15 protein-coding genes and 4 pseudogenes are annotated in these 18,663 nt (G+C 50.5%); all 19 read right to left on the bottom strand.

Translation table 11 applies throughout. The annotated features are described in order from the left end of the window. Positions 1-45: 45 nt before the first annotated feature. Positions 46-1,176, bottom strand: a complete 1,131-nt coding sequence (locus IM300_RS19090; RefSeq protein ID WP_193037839.1) for a methyl-accepting chemotaxis protein — start codon at positions 1,174-1,176, stop codon at positions 46-48. Positions 1,177-1,490: 314 nt separating this feature from the next. Beyond that, positions 1,491-1,979, bottom strand: a complete 489-nt coding sequence (locus tag IM300_RS19085; protein ID WP_193037837.1) for a hypothetical protein — start codon at positions 1,977-1,979, stop codon at positions 1,491-1,493. A gap of 25 nt (positions 1,980-2,004) precedes the next feature. Beyond that, on the bottom strand, positions 2,005-3,336 hold the full coding sequence (locus IM300_RS19080) for a VasL domain-containing protein (RefSeq protein ID WP_193037835.1): 1,332 nt from the start codon (positions 3,334-3,336) through the stop codon (positions 2,005-2,007). 21 nt (positions 3,337-3,357) lie between these two features. After that, positions 3,358-3,813 (bottom strand): type VI secretion system baseplate subunit TssE, encoded by a 456-nt coding sequence (tssE, locus tag IM300_RS19075; RefSeq protein ID WP_193037833.1) that lies wholly within the window; start codon positions 3,811-3,813, stop codon positions 3,358-3,360. Further along, positions 3,813-4,358: a type VI secretion system lipoprotein TssJ gene (tssJ, locus tag IM300_RS19070; RefSeq protein WP_193037831.1), complete on the bottom strand. Its 546-nt coding sequence runs from the start codon at positions 4,356-4,358 to the stop codon at positions 3,813-3,815. Before tssJ ends, tssE begins: the two co-directional genes overlap by 1 nt. Beyond that, a complete protein-coding gene (gene tssG, locus IM300_RS19065; RefSeq protein ID WP_193037829.1) occupies positions 4,336-5,421 on the bottom strand; it encodes a type VI secretion system baseplate subunit TssG in 1,086 nt (361 codons plus the stop codon). Before tssG ends, tssJ begins: the two co-directional genes overlap by 23 nt. After that, positions 5,385-7,139, bottom strand: a complete 1,755-nt coding sequence (gene tssF / locus IM300_RS19060) for a type VI secretion system baseplate subunit TssF (protein WP_193037827.1) — start codon at positions 7,137-7,139, stop codon at positions 5,385-5,387. Before tssF ends, tssG begins: the two co-directional genes overlap by 37 nt. Before the next feature lie 90 nt (positions 7,140-7,229). After that, positions 7,230-7,481, bottom strand: a complete 252-nt coding sequence (locus tag IM300_RS19055) for a hypothetical protein (RefSeq protein ID WP_193037819.1) — start codon at positions 7,479-7,481, stop codon at positions 7,230-7,232. Continuing rightward, positions 7,474-8,208 (bottom strand): hypothetical protein, encoded by a 735-nt coding sequence (locus IM300_RS19050; RefSeq protein WP_193037817.1) that lies wholly within the window; start codon positions 8,206-8,208, stop codon positions 7,474-7,476. Before IM300_RS19050 ends, IM300_RS19055 begins: the two co-directional genes overlap by 8 nt. 129 nt (positions 8,209-8,337) lie before the next feature. Then, a pseudogene (locus tag IM300_RS19045) lies at positions 8,338-8,616 on the bottom strand (PAAR domain-containing protein); the annotation flags it as partial. Positions 8,617-8,647: 31 nt separating this feature from the next. After that, positions 8,648-8,863 (bottom strand): annotated as a pseudogene (locus tag IM300_RS19040) (type VI secretion system protein TssA); the annotation flags it as partial. A gap of 290 nt (positions 8,864-9,153) precedes the next feature. After that, positions 9,154-9,486: pseudogene (locus tag IM300_RS19035) on the bottom strand (type VI secretion system baseplate subunit TssF); the annotation flags it as partial. Between the two features lie 82 nt (positions 9,487-9,568). Then, positions 9,569-10,039 (bottom strand): hypothetical protein, encoded by a 471-nt coding sequence (locus IM300_RS19030; protein ID WP_226842369.1) that lies wholly within the window; start codon positions 10,037-10,039, stop codon positions 9,569-9,571. Positions 10,040-10,041: 2 nt separating this feature from the next. Then, positions 10,042-11,106, bottom strand: a pseudogene (locus IM300_RS19025) (polymorphic toxin type 44 domain-containing protein). 31 nt (positions 11,107-11,137) lie between these two features. Then, positions 11,138-12,739 (bottom strand): type VI secretion system protein TssA, encoded by a 1,602-nt coding sequence (gene tssA, locus IM300_RS19020; RefSeq protein WP_193037811.1) that lies wholly within the window; start codon positions 12,737-12,739, stop codon positions 11,138-11,140. Further along, complete coding sequence (locus tag IM300_RS19015) at positions 12,739-16,212, bottom strand: ImcF-related family protein (RefSeq protein WP_193037802.1); 3,474 nt, start codon at positions 16,210-16,212, stop codon at positions 12,739-12,741. Before IM300_RS19015 ends, tssA begins: the two co-directional genes overlap by 1 nt. Then, on the bottom strand, positions 16,209-17,417 hold the full coding sequence (locus tag IM300_RS19010) for a hypothetical protein (RefSeq protein WP_193037800.1): 1,209 nt from the start codon (positions 17,415-17,417) through the stop codon (positions 16,209-16,211). Before IM300_RS19010 ends, IM300_RS19015 begins: the two co-directional genes overlap by 4 nt. A 115-nt stretch (positions 17,418-17,532) precedes the next feature. Beyond that, positions 17,533-18,000, bottom strand: coding sequence for a hypothetical protein (locus tag IM300_RS19005; RefSeq protein ID WP_193037798.1), 468 nt, complete (start codon positions 17,998-18,000; stop codon positions 17,533-17,535). Positions 18,001-18,292: 292 nt separating this feature from the next. After that, positions 18,293-18,577 carry a hypothetical protein gene (locus IM300_RS19000; protein ID WP_193037796.1) on the bottom strand — a complete coding sequence of 95 codons (285 nt, stop codon included), beginning with the start codon at positions 18,575-18,577 and terminating at the stop codon, positions 18,293-18,295. Between the last annotated feature and the right edge of the window lie 86 nt (positions 18,578-18,663).

The following is an 18,663-nucleotide window of genomic DNA, read 5'->3' as shown; positions in this document are numbered from 1 at the left end:
TCGAGGGTTAAGCAATAATTATGTGAGGCATCGTCCTGAATACGCTCAGGAATTCACCGCCCACTCGCGGCGTGTTAACGCATTGTCAGTCTCGTACGCATTTTCCAGACGGAAATTGCGTGTTCGCGCCTGTAACTCAATCACCTGATTGCGCAGCACATCTGACGAACCACTAAGTTCTTCAACCATCGACACGTTGCTTTGCGTTACGCGTTCCAGCTCCGACAATGCCTGCGTAATTTGTGATATGCCTTTTTCCTGTTCTGACGTTGAGGCGGAAATTTCATCCATCAGTCGGCTCACGTTACCAGAACCGGTAACAATGTCGTGCATGTTTTTTTCGGCCTCAGAGACCACGTTCACGCCCTGCGTCACGTTATGGCTGGTAACTTCAATCAGTGATTTAATATTTTTTGCCGCCTCGGCGCTACGATGCGCCAGGCTTCTGACCTCACCGGCCACCACAGAGAATCCTTTACCATGGTCGCCCGCTCTTGCCGCTTCAACGGCGGCATTTAGCGCCAGAATATTGGTCTGGAAAGCGATCCCGTCAATCAGGGATATAATCTCCGTCATTTGCTGGGCGCAGTCGGTAATTGATTGCATATTGTTTGAGACCTGACCCATTAACTCTCCGCCTTTACGCGCCTGCAACGTCGCGATATTCGCCTGCTCGCTGGCTAAACGGGTATTGTCGGCATTATTTTTTGTACTTGCAGCCATCTGTTCCATGCTGGCAGCCGTTTCCACCAGCGAGGCAGATTGCTGTTCTGTTTTGACCGAAAGCTGCGCGCTGCGTGAAGAGAGCTGATCTGAAAGCGTCATCGCGGTTTGCGCGGAGGCGCGGATCTCACGGACCAGCGTTGCAATGTTGCTGGACAGGCTATTAATGCCCGGGATCAGACGTCCCGCACAGTTGTTGCCAAATTCAGGTATCGACACGCCGAGATTACCTGACGTCACTTCTTCAATACTTTTTTTCACAGTATTGATCGGCGTCACAAGATATTTTGTCATATACGCCCAGAGTAAAATCAAGGCGATGCATTGTACGATAACGACTGCAATAAAAAGCGAAAAACTCCCTGAAAATAGCGCTATAACTCCATCACTTACCAAAAATACACATAAAAGGAAATAGACAATGAAGGTTCTGACACTAATATTTCTTAGCATAGTTTTTCCTACAGCTTTATATTTTGGTGGGCACTTAGGGTTATAGCATTGCCACAGAAATTTGTCCTCACGTTCGTCGCTGGTTTGTTGTTTTGCAGTTTGATTTGCGCAGTTTCACTTAAGACAGAGAAAAAGCATTCTATGCGGTAAATATTCGGTTTATAGTCTGGTTACCGCTCCCCTTAAATATTAGCATTTACCTATTTTAGGATGAGTACCGTTGGGCAACAGTGTTTAGTCATGCTTAATAAGTTAACGTAGTTAATATATATTAACTACGTTTCAGTGACTTCTCCCCCGAGGGTGGCTTACGTTCAGGCCAGACAGTCAACGGCATGGAAAAAATAGTCCTCTGTCATGAGGACATTCTCTTTCGCACTTTGATGTTCGCGACGTATATACCAGCCTGTTTCAGGCGCCATGCTTAAATGGTATATCCTCTCCCCCGCTATACTGCCGGGGGCTTTAATGCACATTGTCATACACCCCTTCTCGGCTCCCCTGATTACCTGTTCTGGTATAATCGTGACGCTGCGGTCTCCATTTTGCAGAGTGACAGTCGTGATGGCATAACGACATATACTGCTACTGAGGCTGTAGCCGACCGTGCTTAAATCGGTGATATGTTTTTGGGATAACATGACGTCGATTCCAGAACCCTCAAACCAAACACTAATTTGCTGCGCAAGATCATCCATTCGCTGACAAAATGCCCTGACTTCGGCTTCAGCCGTATTAATATGAATCGGTTTATTCACGTTATTCTGCTGCACTTTATTAAAAAAACGCTCTCTTGCTGACATGTCAACTCCGTGTTTTTCGCCAGTCTCATTGTTCTTTTTTGTGCTTCAGCAGAGCGTAGCTGATAATCAACTGCTGAAGATGTTGTTCGATCTTGTTTTGCTGCGCTGCTGACAGGGGTTGCCCGGCAGGTAAAGCGGCGAGCAGACGAAGCTGCTCTTCAAGCGGAATGGTATGGCTAAAGGACTGCGACATGGCAAACACGGCTGATTTCAGCTCACTCACCGTCATGTACTTTCCTTTCTGTTCATCCAGTGCATTCAGCCTGTTCGTCAGCAGCTGCAACTGCGCCATACCCTGATGCCAGCCATTCAGATCTGACTCTGCTAGCGCAGCAACACTCATCTGTTTTTGCCAATGCAGCGCCAGGGGTTTGGCCTCTGCCGGCCACAGCGTCAGCGCCTGCTGCACCAGACTGTCGCCGTAGCTCACTGCCCAGTCGGGTTTCAACTGTATAAGCTGCGCTAACAGCTGTTGTGTTCTGCCAATCCCCATTTCCGATGACGGTGACGTTTGTTGCAGCGCCTGTAACTGCGCCTTCGAAAGTCCTTGAGGTAAAGGAGCCAGAGCCACGGCGAGCTGCGTTTGTGCCGAATCTGGCGCATGCAATATCTGCCATCCTCCTACGACGACACTGGCTGCCACCAGCATGGTCAACATACCAGCAGCGAATGGCTTCCAGGGCTTCACCGACACTGGAGGCTCTTTATCTAACTGGACGTTCGGCACCGACTCGGGCTGAACCACATATACCCATTTACTGCGCTCTGTCGGTTCGACGAGATGAATTTCCGCGGAACCCAACGCGTCACCGGGCAAACTCACGCCCGTATTTTCGCTGTTTTCCAGACGCACAGCTGCGTTCTGCATCATCGTGCGCAGAGCATCAAGCTGAGCAGCATGCTTGAGTTCCAGGCGCTGCAACACGTCCCCCATCGCATTCAGATGCTCCTCAGCCTGATACAGCTGCCGTAAGTCGGCGTACGTCAGCGTTAGCGTTCGTACTACCTGTTTCAGGCGCTTGCTGAGGGCACTCAGGATTTCGATTCGCGCATGAACAGGCTGTGGCCAGAGGTTTCCCCACTGGCGGGCGACCAGTGCAGCAAGTACCGCCAGCCCCTCATTCATGCCGTACAGTCCAGCCAAATGCGTACGTGCGAGCGTATACCAGGCAGCTGTTTGCAGCTCTACACCGTTGTGCTCGAACAGTGACAAGCAGAGCGTTTCCGCGTGTTGCCAGTTAACGTCCGGCCGTGCCGGATGAATGAGCTTGTTCATTTCATCGCGCAAGGCGGCGTAATCCGCAAGCGTGCGCGGGTCTCCGCCGGTTTTAAGGTGGCGTTCAGGTTGTGGTGTCATGGTGATTTCTGTATGTGAAAGCTAGATTGCGTCGCGAGTGTCGAGGTACTGCTGATGTTTCAGGTGGCGGATTAGTACTCTCCCCTCGGGCATAAATTCCGTACCGTATCGAACCAGACCGACGCCCTTTAACTCCGCGTCAATGGCATAGCGGAGTTCACCGGGCTGTAACTGTTCCTGCATTACAACGTTAATTTTGCTCAGGCGCGGCTCGTATTTCAGCAGCACGGCTGACAATGTTGTCATGAGCTGGTGGGCGGTCCCGGGCATGCCCTGGAGGATTTTAGTCATATCCGGCAGTCCGTAGTCCGGGAGGTGCGCCAGCGTCCCGGCGCGACAATTGAGCACGCGCTGCATGTTATCAAGTACCGATAAAATCACCTGGTTCTGTTCGCTGACCTGGCCGAGACTCAGGCCGCCAGAAAAATTTCCGCACAGCATTTCATACAGCGATGGCGTGTTGTGACCCTTTGGCATCAGTCATCCTTCAGCGGCTGTAACGCCAGGTAGTTATTTCCGGCCTCCAGAATGCGCGGCTTATCTGAATCGAGATCTTCACGTTTAAGTACCTGCTGCCAGGTATTTTTTACTGTGTCCGGGTGACGGAAAAAACCGACTACCGCAACAAACTGCGTTTCTTCTTCCATTGGCATATCAAGATTCGCATCCCCGCCCGGTTTTATTACCACATCGCGGGTTGTCAGCAGGTCGGCATTCAGAATGGTTTCGCCATCCTTTAGCAATTGCTGGTAGACCGTTTTATCGAAGGTTTTGCGGTCTTTCAACTGGTAAACACGGACCACCACCGACTCAGAAAGTGAGTTACTCTCGCGGGGATCAGTGTTCAGTGCTTCACGCGCCGTGAAATCCAGATGGAGCACCTTAATATTTTTGTAGAACACAGCATTAAACGCCGATTTGGTACCATCGACGACACCCTGCGTCACCCCACAGCCCGTCAGGCTAAACGCTAGCAGTACAGGCAGCCAGCACGCGGGTTTAATCAAACTTGTACGTAACACGAATGTTTCCTTGTTGTGGTGTTTCACGTTGCAGGCCAGTGTAACAGCCCAGTTCCGTCGTAAAGTTCTGCGGAATATCAGCTGCATTCTCATCCTCACCAGCCCCCAGAACGCCGTTCATGCCGAGCCAGAATGGTCCCTCGCCGAGCGGCGGAACAGCCAGCAGGCAGGTCAGAGTAGTCAGGGTGATTTTTGCCTTAAAACGCCACCCAAGGTAGACACGCAGCATGACCAGAAAATCCTGGTAGAGCAGACCATCCGGTTTCCAGCCCTGCGACTCCTCTTCGTTATCGGTAGCCAGTGCGATCAGCAACTGGCTACTGGCATCCATCGCTTCATCGCCAAGTGGGGTGTTGCCATCCAGCAGAAAATCGTTATCACCAAAGAAACCCAGTGGCTGACTGACCTCCACTGGACGCAGGCAGTACGGGCTGACGTTCACGGTGGTATTCGGCGCCAACAGGGTAACCAGGCTTTGTATCCCCTCCTGAGTTTTCCCCGGTTGTTGCAGCACACCTAACAGCGCCAGAAAGCGGGATACGGGTGTGGCAATGTGGTTTGCGGTGCCGGGAATACCGAGTCCTACCAGCCCCAGCAGCGATTGCGAAATGCTGTCGGTTCCACCAGGCTCAAACGTGGCCGGGTAAGAATATTTTCGCCAGATACGATAGAACTGCGTCAGAATGCGGTGACTGAAGATATCCAGAAAGCCCTGTAGCGCTTCATGCCCTTCACGACGCTGAGTGATGTCATCAAGATACGACGTCGGAAGAGGGGAATCGACGCCGTACATCCCCATAAATGTCGTACGGATAACCGGAGGCTTGCTGTCGTCTTCTTCGTCATATTCGACACTCTTCAGTTCACCAGACGGGAACCCCATCCCCGGATGCGGTGCAAAGCGTACAGGGTCATCTGCGGGATGACTGGTTGAGCCAATCAGTGGGCAGCCCGGATTACGCTTTTCCAGCAACTGGCAGAAACGATAAAAATTCATGCGGTGCATGTCGGCTTCCAGCCGCGAGGTCAACCGGGAATGCGGCGGTTGTGCTTTTCTTCCCATGCCAGGCGCTCTCCGGTAGGTTGCAGGATGATAATCAGGCGGTTAAACAGATAAATGTCGGTGTAGAGCGCAAAAAAACGACTCAGCATCTCACCAAACAGGCAGATTTCGCCGCGTCCGGCAAAGCCGTGGCTGTCCAGCGTCACCTCAATCTGCACGCCACGCACCAGGTAGCCCTGCTCAAAGCGTTCGGTTTCGCTGTGCTTCACGTCAATTATGGCTTCCAGCCGACGGCGGTTCATCTCGCTGTCGGTCCACTCGTACAGCGCCAGGGTACCGCGCAGCACGTCGGCGTTATCGATCATGGACAGGAATCCGCTGCCAAGGTGACTCAGCACGCGCCAGTGGAAACGGTCCTGCGCCGGTGGGTAACATGGCAGCGTCGGCGCACACAGGTTGCGCACGGCAATGCTGACCGAAGTGGTTTTCATCACCGTATCAAGCACGGTGCTTTGCAACGCACGTCGTGGCAGTTGACCGTTTGTGCCGGTGAGCGTCAGCGACAGGCTTTCGTCTTCCGGGACGGTATGGTTGTCAAATGCTTCGCCGCCGAGGATGAGCCAGGTGTTATGCAGACCGGAAGGGCCGCGGCGCACGCGGGTATGGTAGTAATATTCCGGCGCTTCATGACGCATCATTCCGCCTTTATGGCGAAAACTTGAGAACGGCACGTAGATATGCTGACTCGACGACATCACCGAATCCACGGTGTATATCTCGGTATGGCCATCCTGCACACGCATCGGGCGCAGCATGTATTCGTTTTGCAGAGAGTTGAGCGTCAGCGGATCGGACTCCAGCGGGAACAGGTTAATCACTGGCACACAGTTCAGGCGCAGATGCTTTTCGGTAAAGCTGAAGTCATGCTTCCAGCGTTCCGCCAGCACCACGTCGATTTCAAACCAAGGGAGCTCGGCGGGAAAGACCACCTTCTCAAGCCCGCGCAGCCCCATGAACATGAATTTCTCGCGGAAGGTGAAATACTCCAGCAGCAACTGGTAACCGCTGAAACTGCTCTCACCCTTCGGCCAAAGTCTGTCATCATCACCAAATCCCAGTGCGGTGAAATACCCGTCCAGCAGCCTTCTGTCTACTACACCCGGCATGCGCAGCCAGAGGCGTGCAGTGTTCATGGTGAAGGCTTCATGCATGGCGCAGGCCAGCGGTGCGTCAGCGTTGAAGTAGAACGGGATTTGGCTGAGGTCGACACAGCTCCAGTCGGCAAGATTGCTACAACTAAAGCGCAGGCTGATGACCGAGCGCCCATCAGGATCAGTCGACAGGCGGGCATGCTCCAACGCCAGTGGCTGAAGGGTTATCTCTTTAGTTGTGGTGTAGCGACAACGCGTCCCTTTTTCACCGATCGGCCGCGAATTGACCTCGAAACCTCTGGCAATACGCATCGGTTCTTTCATCTCACGCCAGACAGGAGTGAACTCCACCACCGACATCGAGGGAATGGTGCGCAGATAATGCGGCCACAACAGGCTGACCAGCCCTTCGGTCAGTTCCGGCAGGTCGTCGTCAAGCTTCTCGCGCAGACGGCCCATCAGGAAGGCAAAACCTTCGAACAGGCGCTCCACGTACGGGTCGCGCGCGCCCGCTTTATCGAGATTGAGCATTGCCGCCTGCTCAGGGTGAGCACGGGCGAATTCCTCGCCGGCTTCAAGCAGGTAGCGCATTTCAGCGTCGTAGTAACGCAGGGTTAAGTTGTCCATAGATAACCAATATGATTGAGTGTTTTACTGTGTTCAGGAATAAAGCGAAGCCATGACAGCTTACAACTTAATGAAATGAGATATTACCGACTAACATTTTTTACTTAATCGCTTAAAAACCAGTAAAAATACGTTATAAATAGCAAAAAATGCAATATTTGACGTACAAAAGAATAACCAAGCCATGGAATAGGTTTCGTCAACAAGATAATCCAGGCGTGTTCCAGTTAACACAGGTTCATACGTGTATTTGATATCTATAAATGAAAGGGAAAGAACGGCTGTACTGACCAGTAAAAATAAAGCTACGGGTGCACAAATAAGCAACAGATGTTTAATCATTCTCAACTCCCTGGGACTGGCTGAATGTTGTGGGAGCATAACCGCTCGAACCTTTTCCGGCGAGCCCACTTACCTTACCTATTGCCCCAGCAGTCTCATTACCGCTACCTGCACCTTCAATTTCCTTATAATTTGAAGCGTTATGATAGTTATTCTTAAATTCGTCAGTCATTCTTATTATTCGCATATCAGCTGGATTTATAGCTAAATCCTCCAGATAAGCATTCAGGGACGATGGGATCGCAAAGTCTTCACTGTAGCCAAAAGAGTCAAGTAGTCTCACGTCAAATATTCCTGTGCCTGCTTTTTTAAGTCCCGTAACTGACGTTGTAGTACAGTTGTTGACTACCAGGTTATATTCATCAATAACGCGGCCATCTTCTTTTATCTCCGCACTGGTATTTTTTTCATCAGGGTGAATACTGCTGGATGCCCATAAAGCATTAAATATTGATAGTGTTTTATATTCATTAACGTCCAGTATTTTAAAAACTGACGCTCTCATTCGATAAAGTTCTTTTGTGTAAAATCCTTCTGCTCTTTCGCCGGAATATTTAATCAACACTCCTTCACCTACAGGGCTAAATGCTTCATGATCATATCGTCCGTAGGTGAACACATAGATTATATTTTTAATGTGTATTGAAACGAAATCATGTCCTGCACCTTGGGTTTCTGTCCAAAGGAAAACGCCATCGTCCAGTTCATTCTGTTCTGCAATACACATTCGCACGAGGTCATTTTGACCAGACTGGCTACTATCAGTGCCCGGCGCTGACATTGTATCAGTCTGTGAGCCAGCCAGAAACGATTTCTTTCCAGATCCTTCTGCAACTGAAATTGCCCCGGCTTAACTCTTCTCATACGTATCATCCATCATCGATGGAATGAACTTTGCCTTACACGGACAGGAGCTGTAGCTGTCGAGAGTCCCGGCCATTCGCCTGCCGTGAATGGTATCGTTATCGATGCCACCGGCTACCTTGTAAAGCCCTATAAATAGACCGCAGGTCACGCCGTCCTGTTCCCGGGCAACAGGTTTACCAAACAGAGTATGATCTTCTGCGCCCGTGATAATTCTCCCCCCGCAGGTCGTTCTGTCGCCCTGCACCAGATAAAAGCCTTTTGCTGGCATATGTTCTCCTTTTCGCTGAATTCAGTCCTGTCTATCCGCAAAGTACCGCACTGCCGGCCGGGTCAAGTGCAATCAGACCGGCCAGAAGCTGGTCCATCTCTGGCTGAAGCCGCGATTTATCAGTCTCACTGCGGGCAGCTTTCATGCGCAGCAGCCTGAGACGTCGCGATTTAACTTCAAACAACAGCGCCGGCGTCCACTGCGTGAGGGTGATGGACTGTGCTGCACCGTCAAGTTCACCCAGCAGAGATGTTCTCACCTGCTTATACGAGCCGCAATTTATTAGTATTATATATAATTGTAACGAAAGAACGTAACTGGATAATATGTGCTACTAACATTAATAACCCCAAAAGAATGCAATAGATAACGGATTTTTTATTTTCCCAAAAAATACCCTATCTTTCCTGAATTATCTGTATTCATACACTGTGTTTTGTCAGTTTGAAATGTAACCTAACTCATCCTCTGAATTCCTTAACCCTCACCAACCAATAATATTTATTTTTCCGTATAGATTGGCCGGGAGCTAACTTAGAAGCCTTTAACGATACGCATCGGCTCTTTCATCTCCCGCCAGTCGGGTGTGAACTCCACCAACGACATCGACGGAATGGTGCGTAGATAATGTGGCCATAACAGGCTGACCAGTCCTTCGGTCAGTTCAGGCAGGTCGTCAAGTTTCTCGCGCAGACGGCCCATCAGGAAGGCAAAGCCCTCGAACAGGCGCTCCACGTGCGGGTCGCGTGCGCCCGCTTTATCGAGATTGAGCATTGCCGCCTGCTCAGGGTGAGCACGGGCGAATTCCTCGCCGGCTTCAAGTAGGTAGCGCATTTCAGCGCCGTAGTAACGCAGGGTTAAATCGTTCATATATTTATATTAATTCATTATCATTTATTAAACATTGGAAATTTCAACTTTAAATAGTCTTTTCCAAACAATAGATTGCAGGTCAATATTTGTACTTAAATGCTTTTATTTTTTTAAAACACAAATCGCCAGGAACATTCTCCAGAATCTCATTATTAAACCCGTTATTTATTTTGATCGACACAGAACACGCACCTGCTGTTGAGGAAAGAATGAAATTCTGGCCTCCACCACCAGTTGAATTATATGCATATCGGCCACCGATCCTCCATCCAATATCTAATGCTGCATCGCTTCTAATCAGAGATATAAATGAGGCAGTAAATTTGCTTTTCTCGCCTGGAGCTATAATTTCAGGTTTTGACCTTACAATTCGCTCAACTTCTTCAGGTTCGGGGTCGACGCCATAGATGCTCTCGCCAGCATATATGAAAACAGGTTTGTTAGTATTATTTGTAATAGTAACGAAAGGACGTATCGGGAAGATGTGAGAAATTAGCACCAATAGCCCCGAAAACAATACCAGGTAACCCATAGCTATTTTCTTTTTCATAATCATTCCTCAATTTTATTTGGATTATCTGTATTCCAGCACCAATGTTTTTCCTTTGAGTGAGGTAGTAGTACTTCAGACGTTTGCTCGAGCGCGTCAAGTATATTAACAACAGTCAAACCATCTGCATATTTCCCGTATTGATGGAACAGCGCAAAACCGATTTTCATGCTCGTAACATCGTCCACCGTATCGTCACCAGTTGCTCCAGGCGTCATGTTTTGTTCCCAGGTGGAACCCTTTAAGAGCAATGATTCTGAAAATCCGACACTAAGGCCAACATAGCCATAATGTATATTTTACCAAACATCATAAAAATAATCACGCTGTTTGAACTTGTGGTAATAAGATCTTGATGGTTTCCCTTTTCTGGGTAATGGTCGTGCAACTGCAACCGACGAAAATATATCGCGAATCTTCGATTTGTGATCCCAGGTAGATCCCGTTTTTACAGTCTGATACCAGACAGCCATTGCAGCAGGCAAATCTGGTTTTGGATATGTACCCAACTTTGCATAAAAAGGAAGTTTACTCCACTCGGCACGCCTTAGATTCAAAGTATCCTCATCGATTAAATATCTGATTGTTTCAGCAGTCTGACTTATGACATTCGTCTTAATTTCTTTGAGAATGTATTCAGCGACCTTTATTGCGCCATCAGTATGCTGACAATGCGGATTACCCTTAAGATCTGACGACTGAACGGTAGTCGTTGCTGAAGAGGTAGTTGCCGGTGTAGTGGCTGTGGCTACCGTTGTTCCCCCTGCAGAATTAGCGCTCCCTACACTCTTCTCGTACGTATCATCCATCATCGATGGAATGAACTTTGCCTTACACGGACAGGAGCTGTAGCTGTCGAGAGTCCCGGCCATTCGCCTGCCGTGAATGGTATCGTTATCGATGCCACCGGCTACCTTGTAAAGCCCTATAAATAGACCGCAGGTCACGCCGTCCTGTTCCCGGGCAACAGGTTTACCAAACAGAGTATGATCTTCTGCGCCCGTGATAATTCTCCCCCCGCAGGTCGTTCTGTCGCCCTGCACCAGATAAAAGCCTTTTGCTGGCATATGTTCTCCTTTTCGCTGAATTCAGTCCTGTCTATCCGCAAAGTACCGCACTGCCGGCCGGGTCAAGTGCAATCAGACCGGCCAGAAGCTGGTCCATCTCTGGCTGAAGCCGCGATTTATCAGTCTCACTGCGGGCAGCTTTCATGCGCAGCAGCCTGAGACGTCGCGATTTAACTTCAAACAACAGCGCCGGCGTCCACTGCGTGAGGGTGATGGACTGTGCTGCACCGTCAAGTTCACCCAGCAGATGAAGGGCTAGTTCATTTTTACCTTTTTGCTCTGCCACACGTGCCATCAGCAGGCGCAGTAACCATTTGTCTTTCGTAGAGTCCATACCCGGGCGCGTCTGAATCCAGTGGAGTGTGGCATCCAGTCCATCGGTGTCTGCTTTCTCCAGCGCTTCCGGCTCAAGGGCCAGAATATCGTTGTTCGTCTCACTGACAGTAGTGACCGGCTCATTCCGCCAACTGGACATTTGGTCCATCACACTCTGGTTTATCCAGTTCAGCGTGATTTCATCGGCAAACGGTGTGCCGTCGTTAAAGGCCAGCGTTTCAAGACCGCAGAGACGCAGCAACAGTCCTTTCAGATCAGCGGTGATGATATCGGCCAGCACTTCCTGGCCCGACTTGATCAGGGCCTGATGGATGTACCACTGTAAATCCAGCCAGAGATGATTGGCACCACGTGAGAAAGTGCTGTCCGCCTGCTCAAGTATCTCCATCCAACTTTGCTGCAAGTACAAACGCTTGAGCATCGCCCGCTGGTCAGCCCGAGGCGGTTCGATGCGCGTTTTCCCTTCGGCGTCCGGTGCAGGGATAGCTCTCAGCGTGTCGTGACGAAGACTTTTCATCAGCCGGTGCGCGGCAAGCCAGCCATCAGGTTGCTCACGCAGATATCTCGTGAGGGTTCGTGCCTGAGCCAGCAAATCCTGACCGGACGTGATGCGGTTCAGTAATGGCGTATCCTGTTCTGTTGTGTGAGATGCTGACTTAGCGCGTGACTGATTGCTGGCATTCTGCGGTATTACAGCATCAAGACCACCGGCTTTCATCAGACGGGAGCCCAGCGCGCTGTACAGGGCACTGAGATCTGGACGCGAAGCTTCTGACTCAGTTTCCAGACTGTCCTGGATGAGCAGCAGCGCACCTGTCGTACGGAGGACATCGTCGCGTACCACTTCCGGCCAGAGCAACAGACTGTCAAGCAGACGAGAGCCTGCGATCCACTCCAGCGCCGGTTTACGGCTTCTCTCGCGCTGTGGATGGAGTTGCGTTCCATAACGCTTTAGCAATCCTGCCAGTAGCTCAAGCCCCTCAGCAAAACCGGTTTCACCGTCCTGGTGCAGGCGCGCCCAGCAGTAGTAAGTCGCAACCCGGAGATCTTTGGCGACAGTGGTCAGCAACTTTTCAGCCAGCTGGCAAATTAGCCCGGTATCAATCCCGGAAAGTTTATTGACCTCCTCCCGGATACGCTGAAAATCATCGTCATAACCCGGGTCTTCTCCTGTAGGACTGGTCTCACTGACCGGAGCAAGCCAGAGTTTCCAGCTTTCGGTACGTGACCGCGCCTGCTGTCGCAGCAGGGTTTCATCCACCTGACAGGCAATGATAAGATTCTGCAAAGAGTCCATTATTCGATTCCGTCCATGTCTCTGTTTTCTGTGTTATTCATCAGAGCCTGCGCCATAGCCACACTGTCGACGCTGAATATCTGATCCGGCAGCGTGAAGCCACGCAACGCCAGTAGCTCAAGCGGGCCGCGGCCCAGCTGTGAGCGCAGTACCCACTGTAAGGTGCGACCATCAGGCGCGGTAAAACTCATCATCCACTGACTGCGGTCAAGCTGCTGGCGCTTACCCTGATCCAGCCAACGAATAAAACCCCAAGGTCCGCTGAAATCCCCGAAAAGACGCGCACCGGCGTTAACCGTGGTCCATGTCAGCATGGTTCCTGGCTTGTACGTGTCACCAGGCCAGCGGAAGGACTGCCAGTCAGCTATCTGGTTGAAGTAATGTAGCCTTTGCCCATCAATAGTCAGTTGCGTTTCCACCACCTGTGGTACCGGACGCGCCTGTAATTCAAAGGTGATGCCCTGGCTACCGTCGGTAAAGAGAATGTCCGACAGCTGGGTCAGTTGGTTAATAGCTCGCAGGAAGGCTGGGTTAAAACTCAGCCCCTGACTATTGACCTTATCCGGTACCCACAGACTGCCCTCCCTGTGCAACACACCGCTGAGCTCCGTAGTCAGGAAGCGCTCAATACGTCCGCTGTCCTTGCGCACAAATTCAGCCAGCATCGGCAGGGAGGCATCACTTTTGCTGACGGCAAACGGGAAACGTCCGTCAAATGCGGTGTGCCAGTTCGCCACTACAGAGCGGCTCCATTTGTCATTGAGGCTCGCTGCCGATGGCTGAAGCACGGTCTCCCAGGCCTGGGTCAGTGGCTGCACAAACATCGTGTTGCCAAAACCGCTCCACTCTTCTCCAAGGCTTGCCGAAATTAGGCTGCCGTACTGCTGGGTGTCGGTAAGGTCTATGCTTTTGCCCTGGAACACGGTCTGCGCCAGGGTCTGCATCATTTCTTGCGGGTCAGTGGCGCTGGCTACCTGTTGCAGACGCAGACGCACCCGGGTGATGCGTGTCAGATACGTCTGTAGGCTCAGTGAGTTATCAGCTGACATGAAATTTCCGCCTGTGTTTTTACCCATCAGCATCAGCAACGGCCCAAAGGTTTCATCCAATGGCCCCTGCGGGCCTGACGCTGACTGGTCAATCGCCGGTTTGTCCTGCCCTCCTACCAGGTCTTTAGCCGATTTGATGATGGAGTCCGAAAGCCCTTCACTCTTCTGGCCAGTCTGCCCCTGCCATGCGAGGGTATTCATCAGGGCAATCAGCGGCGACTGGCGGACGTCACTCATCAGCGTCAACTGGTCGGTGACGTCTGCAATATTGTCTGCCGGATTTAGTTGCAGGCTGTTAAGGAAGCTCAACCAGCTACCGGCAAAGTCCGTGAAATAACGTTGCGTCAGGCGAGCTTTCAAAGCTTCCGGCGACAGATCTGAGGAGAGCGTTTTCCGGCTGTCACTCAGTACCCAGTCAATTTCTTCACGGCGTGAGCTTGCCGCTTTCTCAATGGCCTGCTGAATGCCTCCCTCCCATGCCTGGCGGGTGAACATGCCTGGCACCACCTCATCGGTGTTAAACAGGCGACGGGCATCGGTACCGCCAGTCATGTCCTCAAGAGAAACATCGGCAAAATTACGACGAACGGATTTGAGCATATTCTCGTACAGAGTACTTTCTGCGTTGCGCCGTCCAATTTGTTGCAACAGCACCTGTCGGCTCTGGCTGACCAGTTGCTCATCCGGTGTGATTTTCCACTGTCTCTGTGCGGGTAGTTCGGTGATATAGAACGCCCACAAATCCGGCGCCAGGCTTTGCCACAGGCCGGCTGATATGCCCAACCGTGTCGGCTGCACGGTTTTCATAGTCTGCGAATAGAATGCACCATCGGCTTTATCAGGACGGGACATCATTAGCCAGGCTTTCAGCTGATCGTAACCCGATTTCGCCAACTGTACCCGCTGGTCGCTGTTGGGGGGAGTATTCGACAGCGCGCTGAGCTTCTGCTTAAGGGCCTCATTTGCCGGGTCGCGTATCAGGCGGTTGTTTGCCACGCCGTACCAGGGCAGCATCGCATCAAGCAGCTGCTGATTATGGTCCAGGCCAAAGCGCTGATACCACGGCGCTCCGTCCTGGATACGGTGTTGCAGGCGGCCGGCATCATTGCGCAGAGTATGCAGGGCCGTCAGCTGGTAATCCGATACGGAAGGATGCTCCACCAGGGCATGCGCCTGCTGCGCAACAGAGACTATCTGTAAACGGTTAACCGCAAACGACAGCAGCGTCCCTGCCCCCCAGACACCAATGATGGCCATCAGGATCCAGGCAAGTGTCTGTTCCCACGCCATACCGACACGGCGGCCACGCACGCGGGTGCAGTCGTCAACGATACCCTGCCAGGTTGCCGGCAGGGTCAGGGCATGGCGCTGTGATTCCGGGATATACTGTTCAGCATCGGCGGTGCCCGCTGACGTACCGGCAGGTTGATTCTCCGGCAGGCTGAACATCAGCCCCCGCAGCGGAACGCGTTGCTGAGAAACAGGGAGCCATGGCAGCAGTTGCTGAGCCCAGCGGACGATACCGCCGTCCCGGAGATGCCGGCCCAGGCGCAGCAGGAAGTCGTGGCGGTTGTTCTCAGTGACCTGACTCACACCCTGCGTTCGCAATGCAGGCAGCATCCGCTCCAGCTGGCGGATAATATCGTCTTCTTTTGCGCGCAGAGAAAAGGTTGCCCCGACTGCCTGCTCAGGACGCGTCCTCTGAGACCAGTTGCTGTCGCACAGCTGCCACAGCCAGACCGGAGCGGAATAGCGCAGCAGTTCACTGATTTTTTCCAGACCGCGTAAATCGTTGTCACTGATTTGTGGGGTCAGCTTAAGCGACTGCGGCAGTACACGGACAATCCCGTCCAGCGGACGCCCGCGACGCAGTTTACGCAGCGCGGCGTATTTTTCGCGGTCGGGTTCTGTTGTCAGGCTGCCGCCGTAAATCAGCACGGTGCGGTTACCTTCGAGCCACTGCTGCTGTTGCAGGCCGGGTACCAGCTGTTCAATTGCGGCTTCATCACCGGTGATCAGCAGAAGACGGACTTTGCCACGCCAGTAAAGACTAATACGGGAACGGAGATGCACCCGAATCCTGTCACACATGACCACCGCAGGGTTAACAGGGACGTTATCATTTTCCCACTTCTTTTTCTCATCATCACCACGGGTATTGGCGACAAGCGCATTAAACTCCTTTTTACCGGCACTGAGAGCAGCCCACAGGTGCACAACCTGCATGATAAGTGTGCATCCTGAAATACATCCGCCAGCGATAAGCCAGTAAGTTTGCTGCTGACTACCGTCCTGAATCCCGGCAATATCCGGATGCTTCCAGACCATGAACGTCATAGCGGCTAACAACAAAAAGAAAATCAATGTGACAGCAAGATAGCGGCCTTCCGTAGACTTCGGTGCAAAAACAAAAGGTAGCTTCACGGATCCATCTCCTGTCGGGAAGCAATCGGGGTAATGAGCGTGCTCCACAGCACATTCTGTGTCGTATCACCGCAGATAATCATCTGTGGGGACTGTGTTTGTCGGGCGATTTCAGTGGCGGCTGCGATGGCCAGCCAGGGGGCTGCGGCTCCGGCATGCCCCATGGATATATCGAGTGAAATAACGGAGTCGTTCGCTACAGACTGCGCAGGATGCGCATTCTGGCACGCGATCACTTCTGCGCGTTGCTCACCCGTCATTCCGGCAAGCCATAAATTTTTTACGATATTTTCTTTGAGCGGGACGTTCCAGGCGGCCATGTTCATTCCCTCGCTCAGTTCACCTGGAGGGGAAGCATCTGGCCGGTGTAACAACGCGAGAGGTTCGAGTGCCTCCTGTGTCAGGCGGTTACCAAGAAGCAGCGCAACGGCTGCTTCAGCAGTATTGTTTGATTCAACCGGATCAATCTGGAGACTGATAATCAAAAGCATCGCCTCATCTTTAATACGGTGATCCAGCCAGTGGCTGACTACCCCCGGCCCATTACTGTCTATGTACTCAACAGCACAGGTTATGCCACTTTCGTGCCAGGCTTCCTGCCAGATATCTCTGACAGCAGGGAATGGCAGTGATGACGAAACATCAAGGATGACAACAAGCGAGGCGTTTTCCGGAAACTGGTCAACTGGCAGATCAGCAATGAGTTCAGAGAACAGACGTGAGACGACCGATTCAGGAGTATCTTCAGGCTCTGTGGTAATACGGCTCAGCCTCTTGCTTTTTTCACCTTCCCAGTCGGACTGAGAAATGATAATGCTTTGATTATTGAGCATCTCAACAGCGACAGAACGCTGTTCGTCTTCCTGATGGGCAGTTATAAATGTCGTATTCAGTATCTGAAGCGCACGGCGTGCCCTGCGGGTCTCACGCAAAATCCACTGTTCCCGGCGCCTGTCAAAACTATTCGCTTTACTGTCCTGTAATGACCAGAGCCACATGCGAAAACCGAAACTAAAAATCCACACAACAACAGGCGAGCCTATAGCAAACAACCAGAAGTGGTTGTTATCGATGTATCGCCCGAATATCCGCATGAGGATCACACTGATGGCCAGCATTGCCGCCAGGACAGCAAACCAGCGGGATATTTTTGGTGTGGTGGGTCGTGGATAACATTCAGGAAGATGCTTTAGGGAATAAAACATATTTTCTCAGCCAAATAACTACAATAAAACTTCAAACACTATACTTAACAAGCTTCAAATCAGATGCACTAGCAAACATTTTGCAAGAGAGTATCTAAGAATCAAACTCATGGAGTTATAATGTTTTGGTTTTCTTACCAGATTTTGATAACTGATATACTTCTTTAATTAAATATTTATTTTTATCCAAAACTAGGTGGTATTCAAAATAATCCATATCAGTGTCCGTCTCTCCAAATTTTGACGGCATTCCTGTTTTAATTATAATCTCTTGATCATTTTTTTTAGTGCTGAGTATTTTTTCCCCATCAGAAATATGCAACGAGTATTGCCCATAGACATCATAACCAATCCTGCTTGTAGATTGAGTGCAATATTTGTCAAGTAATTTAATGTACTCATCTTTTGCCTGGAAATCTGTGTCTTGACTTAGATTTTGCGTAGCTTCTTCATTCCACCGTTCATAATCACTTATAAAATTAATGACAGTCTGCTGAGGAGTTAATTTTGAATTTGAACTCATTGCAAATGCAGAAAAGGTCATCGACAAAAATAACACGACTAGCGGCTTTAAACATTTCATATTTATTCCTTAATGGCAAAATAATCGGCTTCTTGTTCTGTAGAATCGTTAAGCACATACCAGCCGTGCTTAAACGCAGGCCATCTTACGTCCTTAAACGCCATTTTCCCTGGATTTATTCTCCGTACTACTGAGTCCTCCCATGATAGATGGTTTATTCACTTAGCCCCATGCCCAATGTTCCTGGGGAGGAGAATCCCTCCTAACTCATTCAGAGTCTTACTTCCTAAAAATAGTTCCTGGCATTTACTTTCAACAACTGAATCATCTTTATCTGATGTAAATACAACCTTCATCTTTTTTCCACATCCCATACACCAGGGAATGAATCAGCTGAACAATCTAAATCGTTAGGTGCAACATATTTCCCATTGGATGATATTTTTCCTAAGTAGATTGTGTCCCCTACACTAAATGTATCTTTCTGCTCATCGACATCTTCTTTAGCACTATCCCATAACCCCGGACCACTCAAGATATTATCTTCGCCGCCAAAATAAGAAATAACAGATTGGTATGTTCCGTGTTGGGCATCAAAAGGAATAGTTGCTAAAATTAGTTTTTTATTAAAATTCACATCCATAGGATGTGGATATATTATCTTAAAAGCATGCAAAACTTTTTAATGGTATTTTGCCACCTCTACATTCAATTATATCCTTC

Origin of the sequence: Enterobacter cloacae complex sp. I2 (assembly GCF_014896205.1) — a bacterium.
In the GTDB taxonomy this organism is placed as follows: domain Bacteria; phylum Pseudomonadota; class Gammaproteobacteria; order Enterobacterales; family Enterobacteriaceae; genus Enterobacter; species Enterobacter quasihormaechei.
Note: the sequence above shows the minus strand (reverse complement) of the source record. Positions and strands in the feature narration are given on the sequence as shown.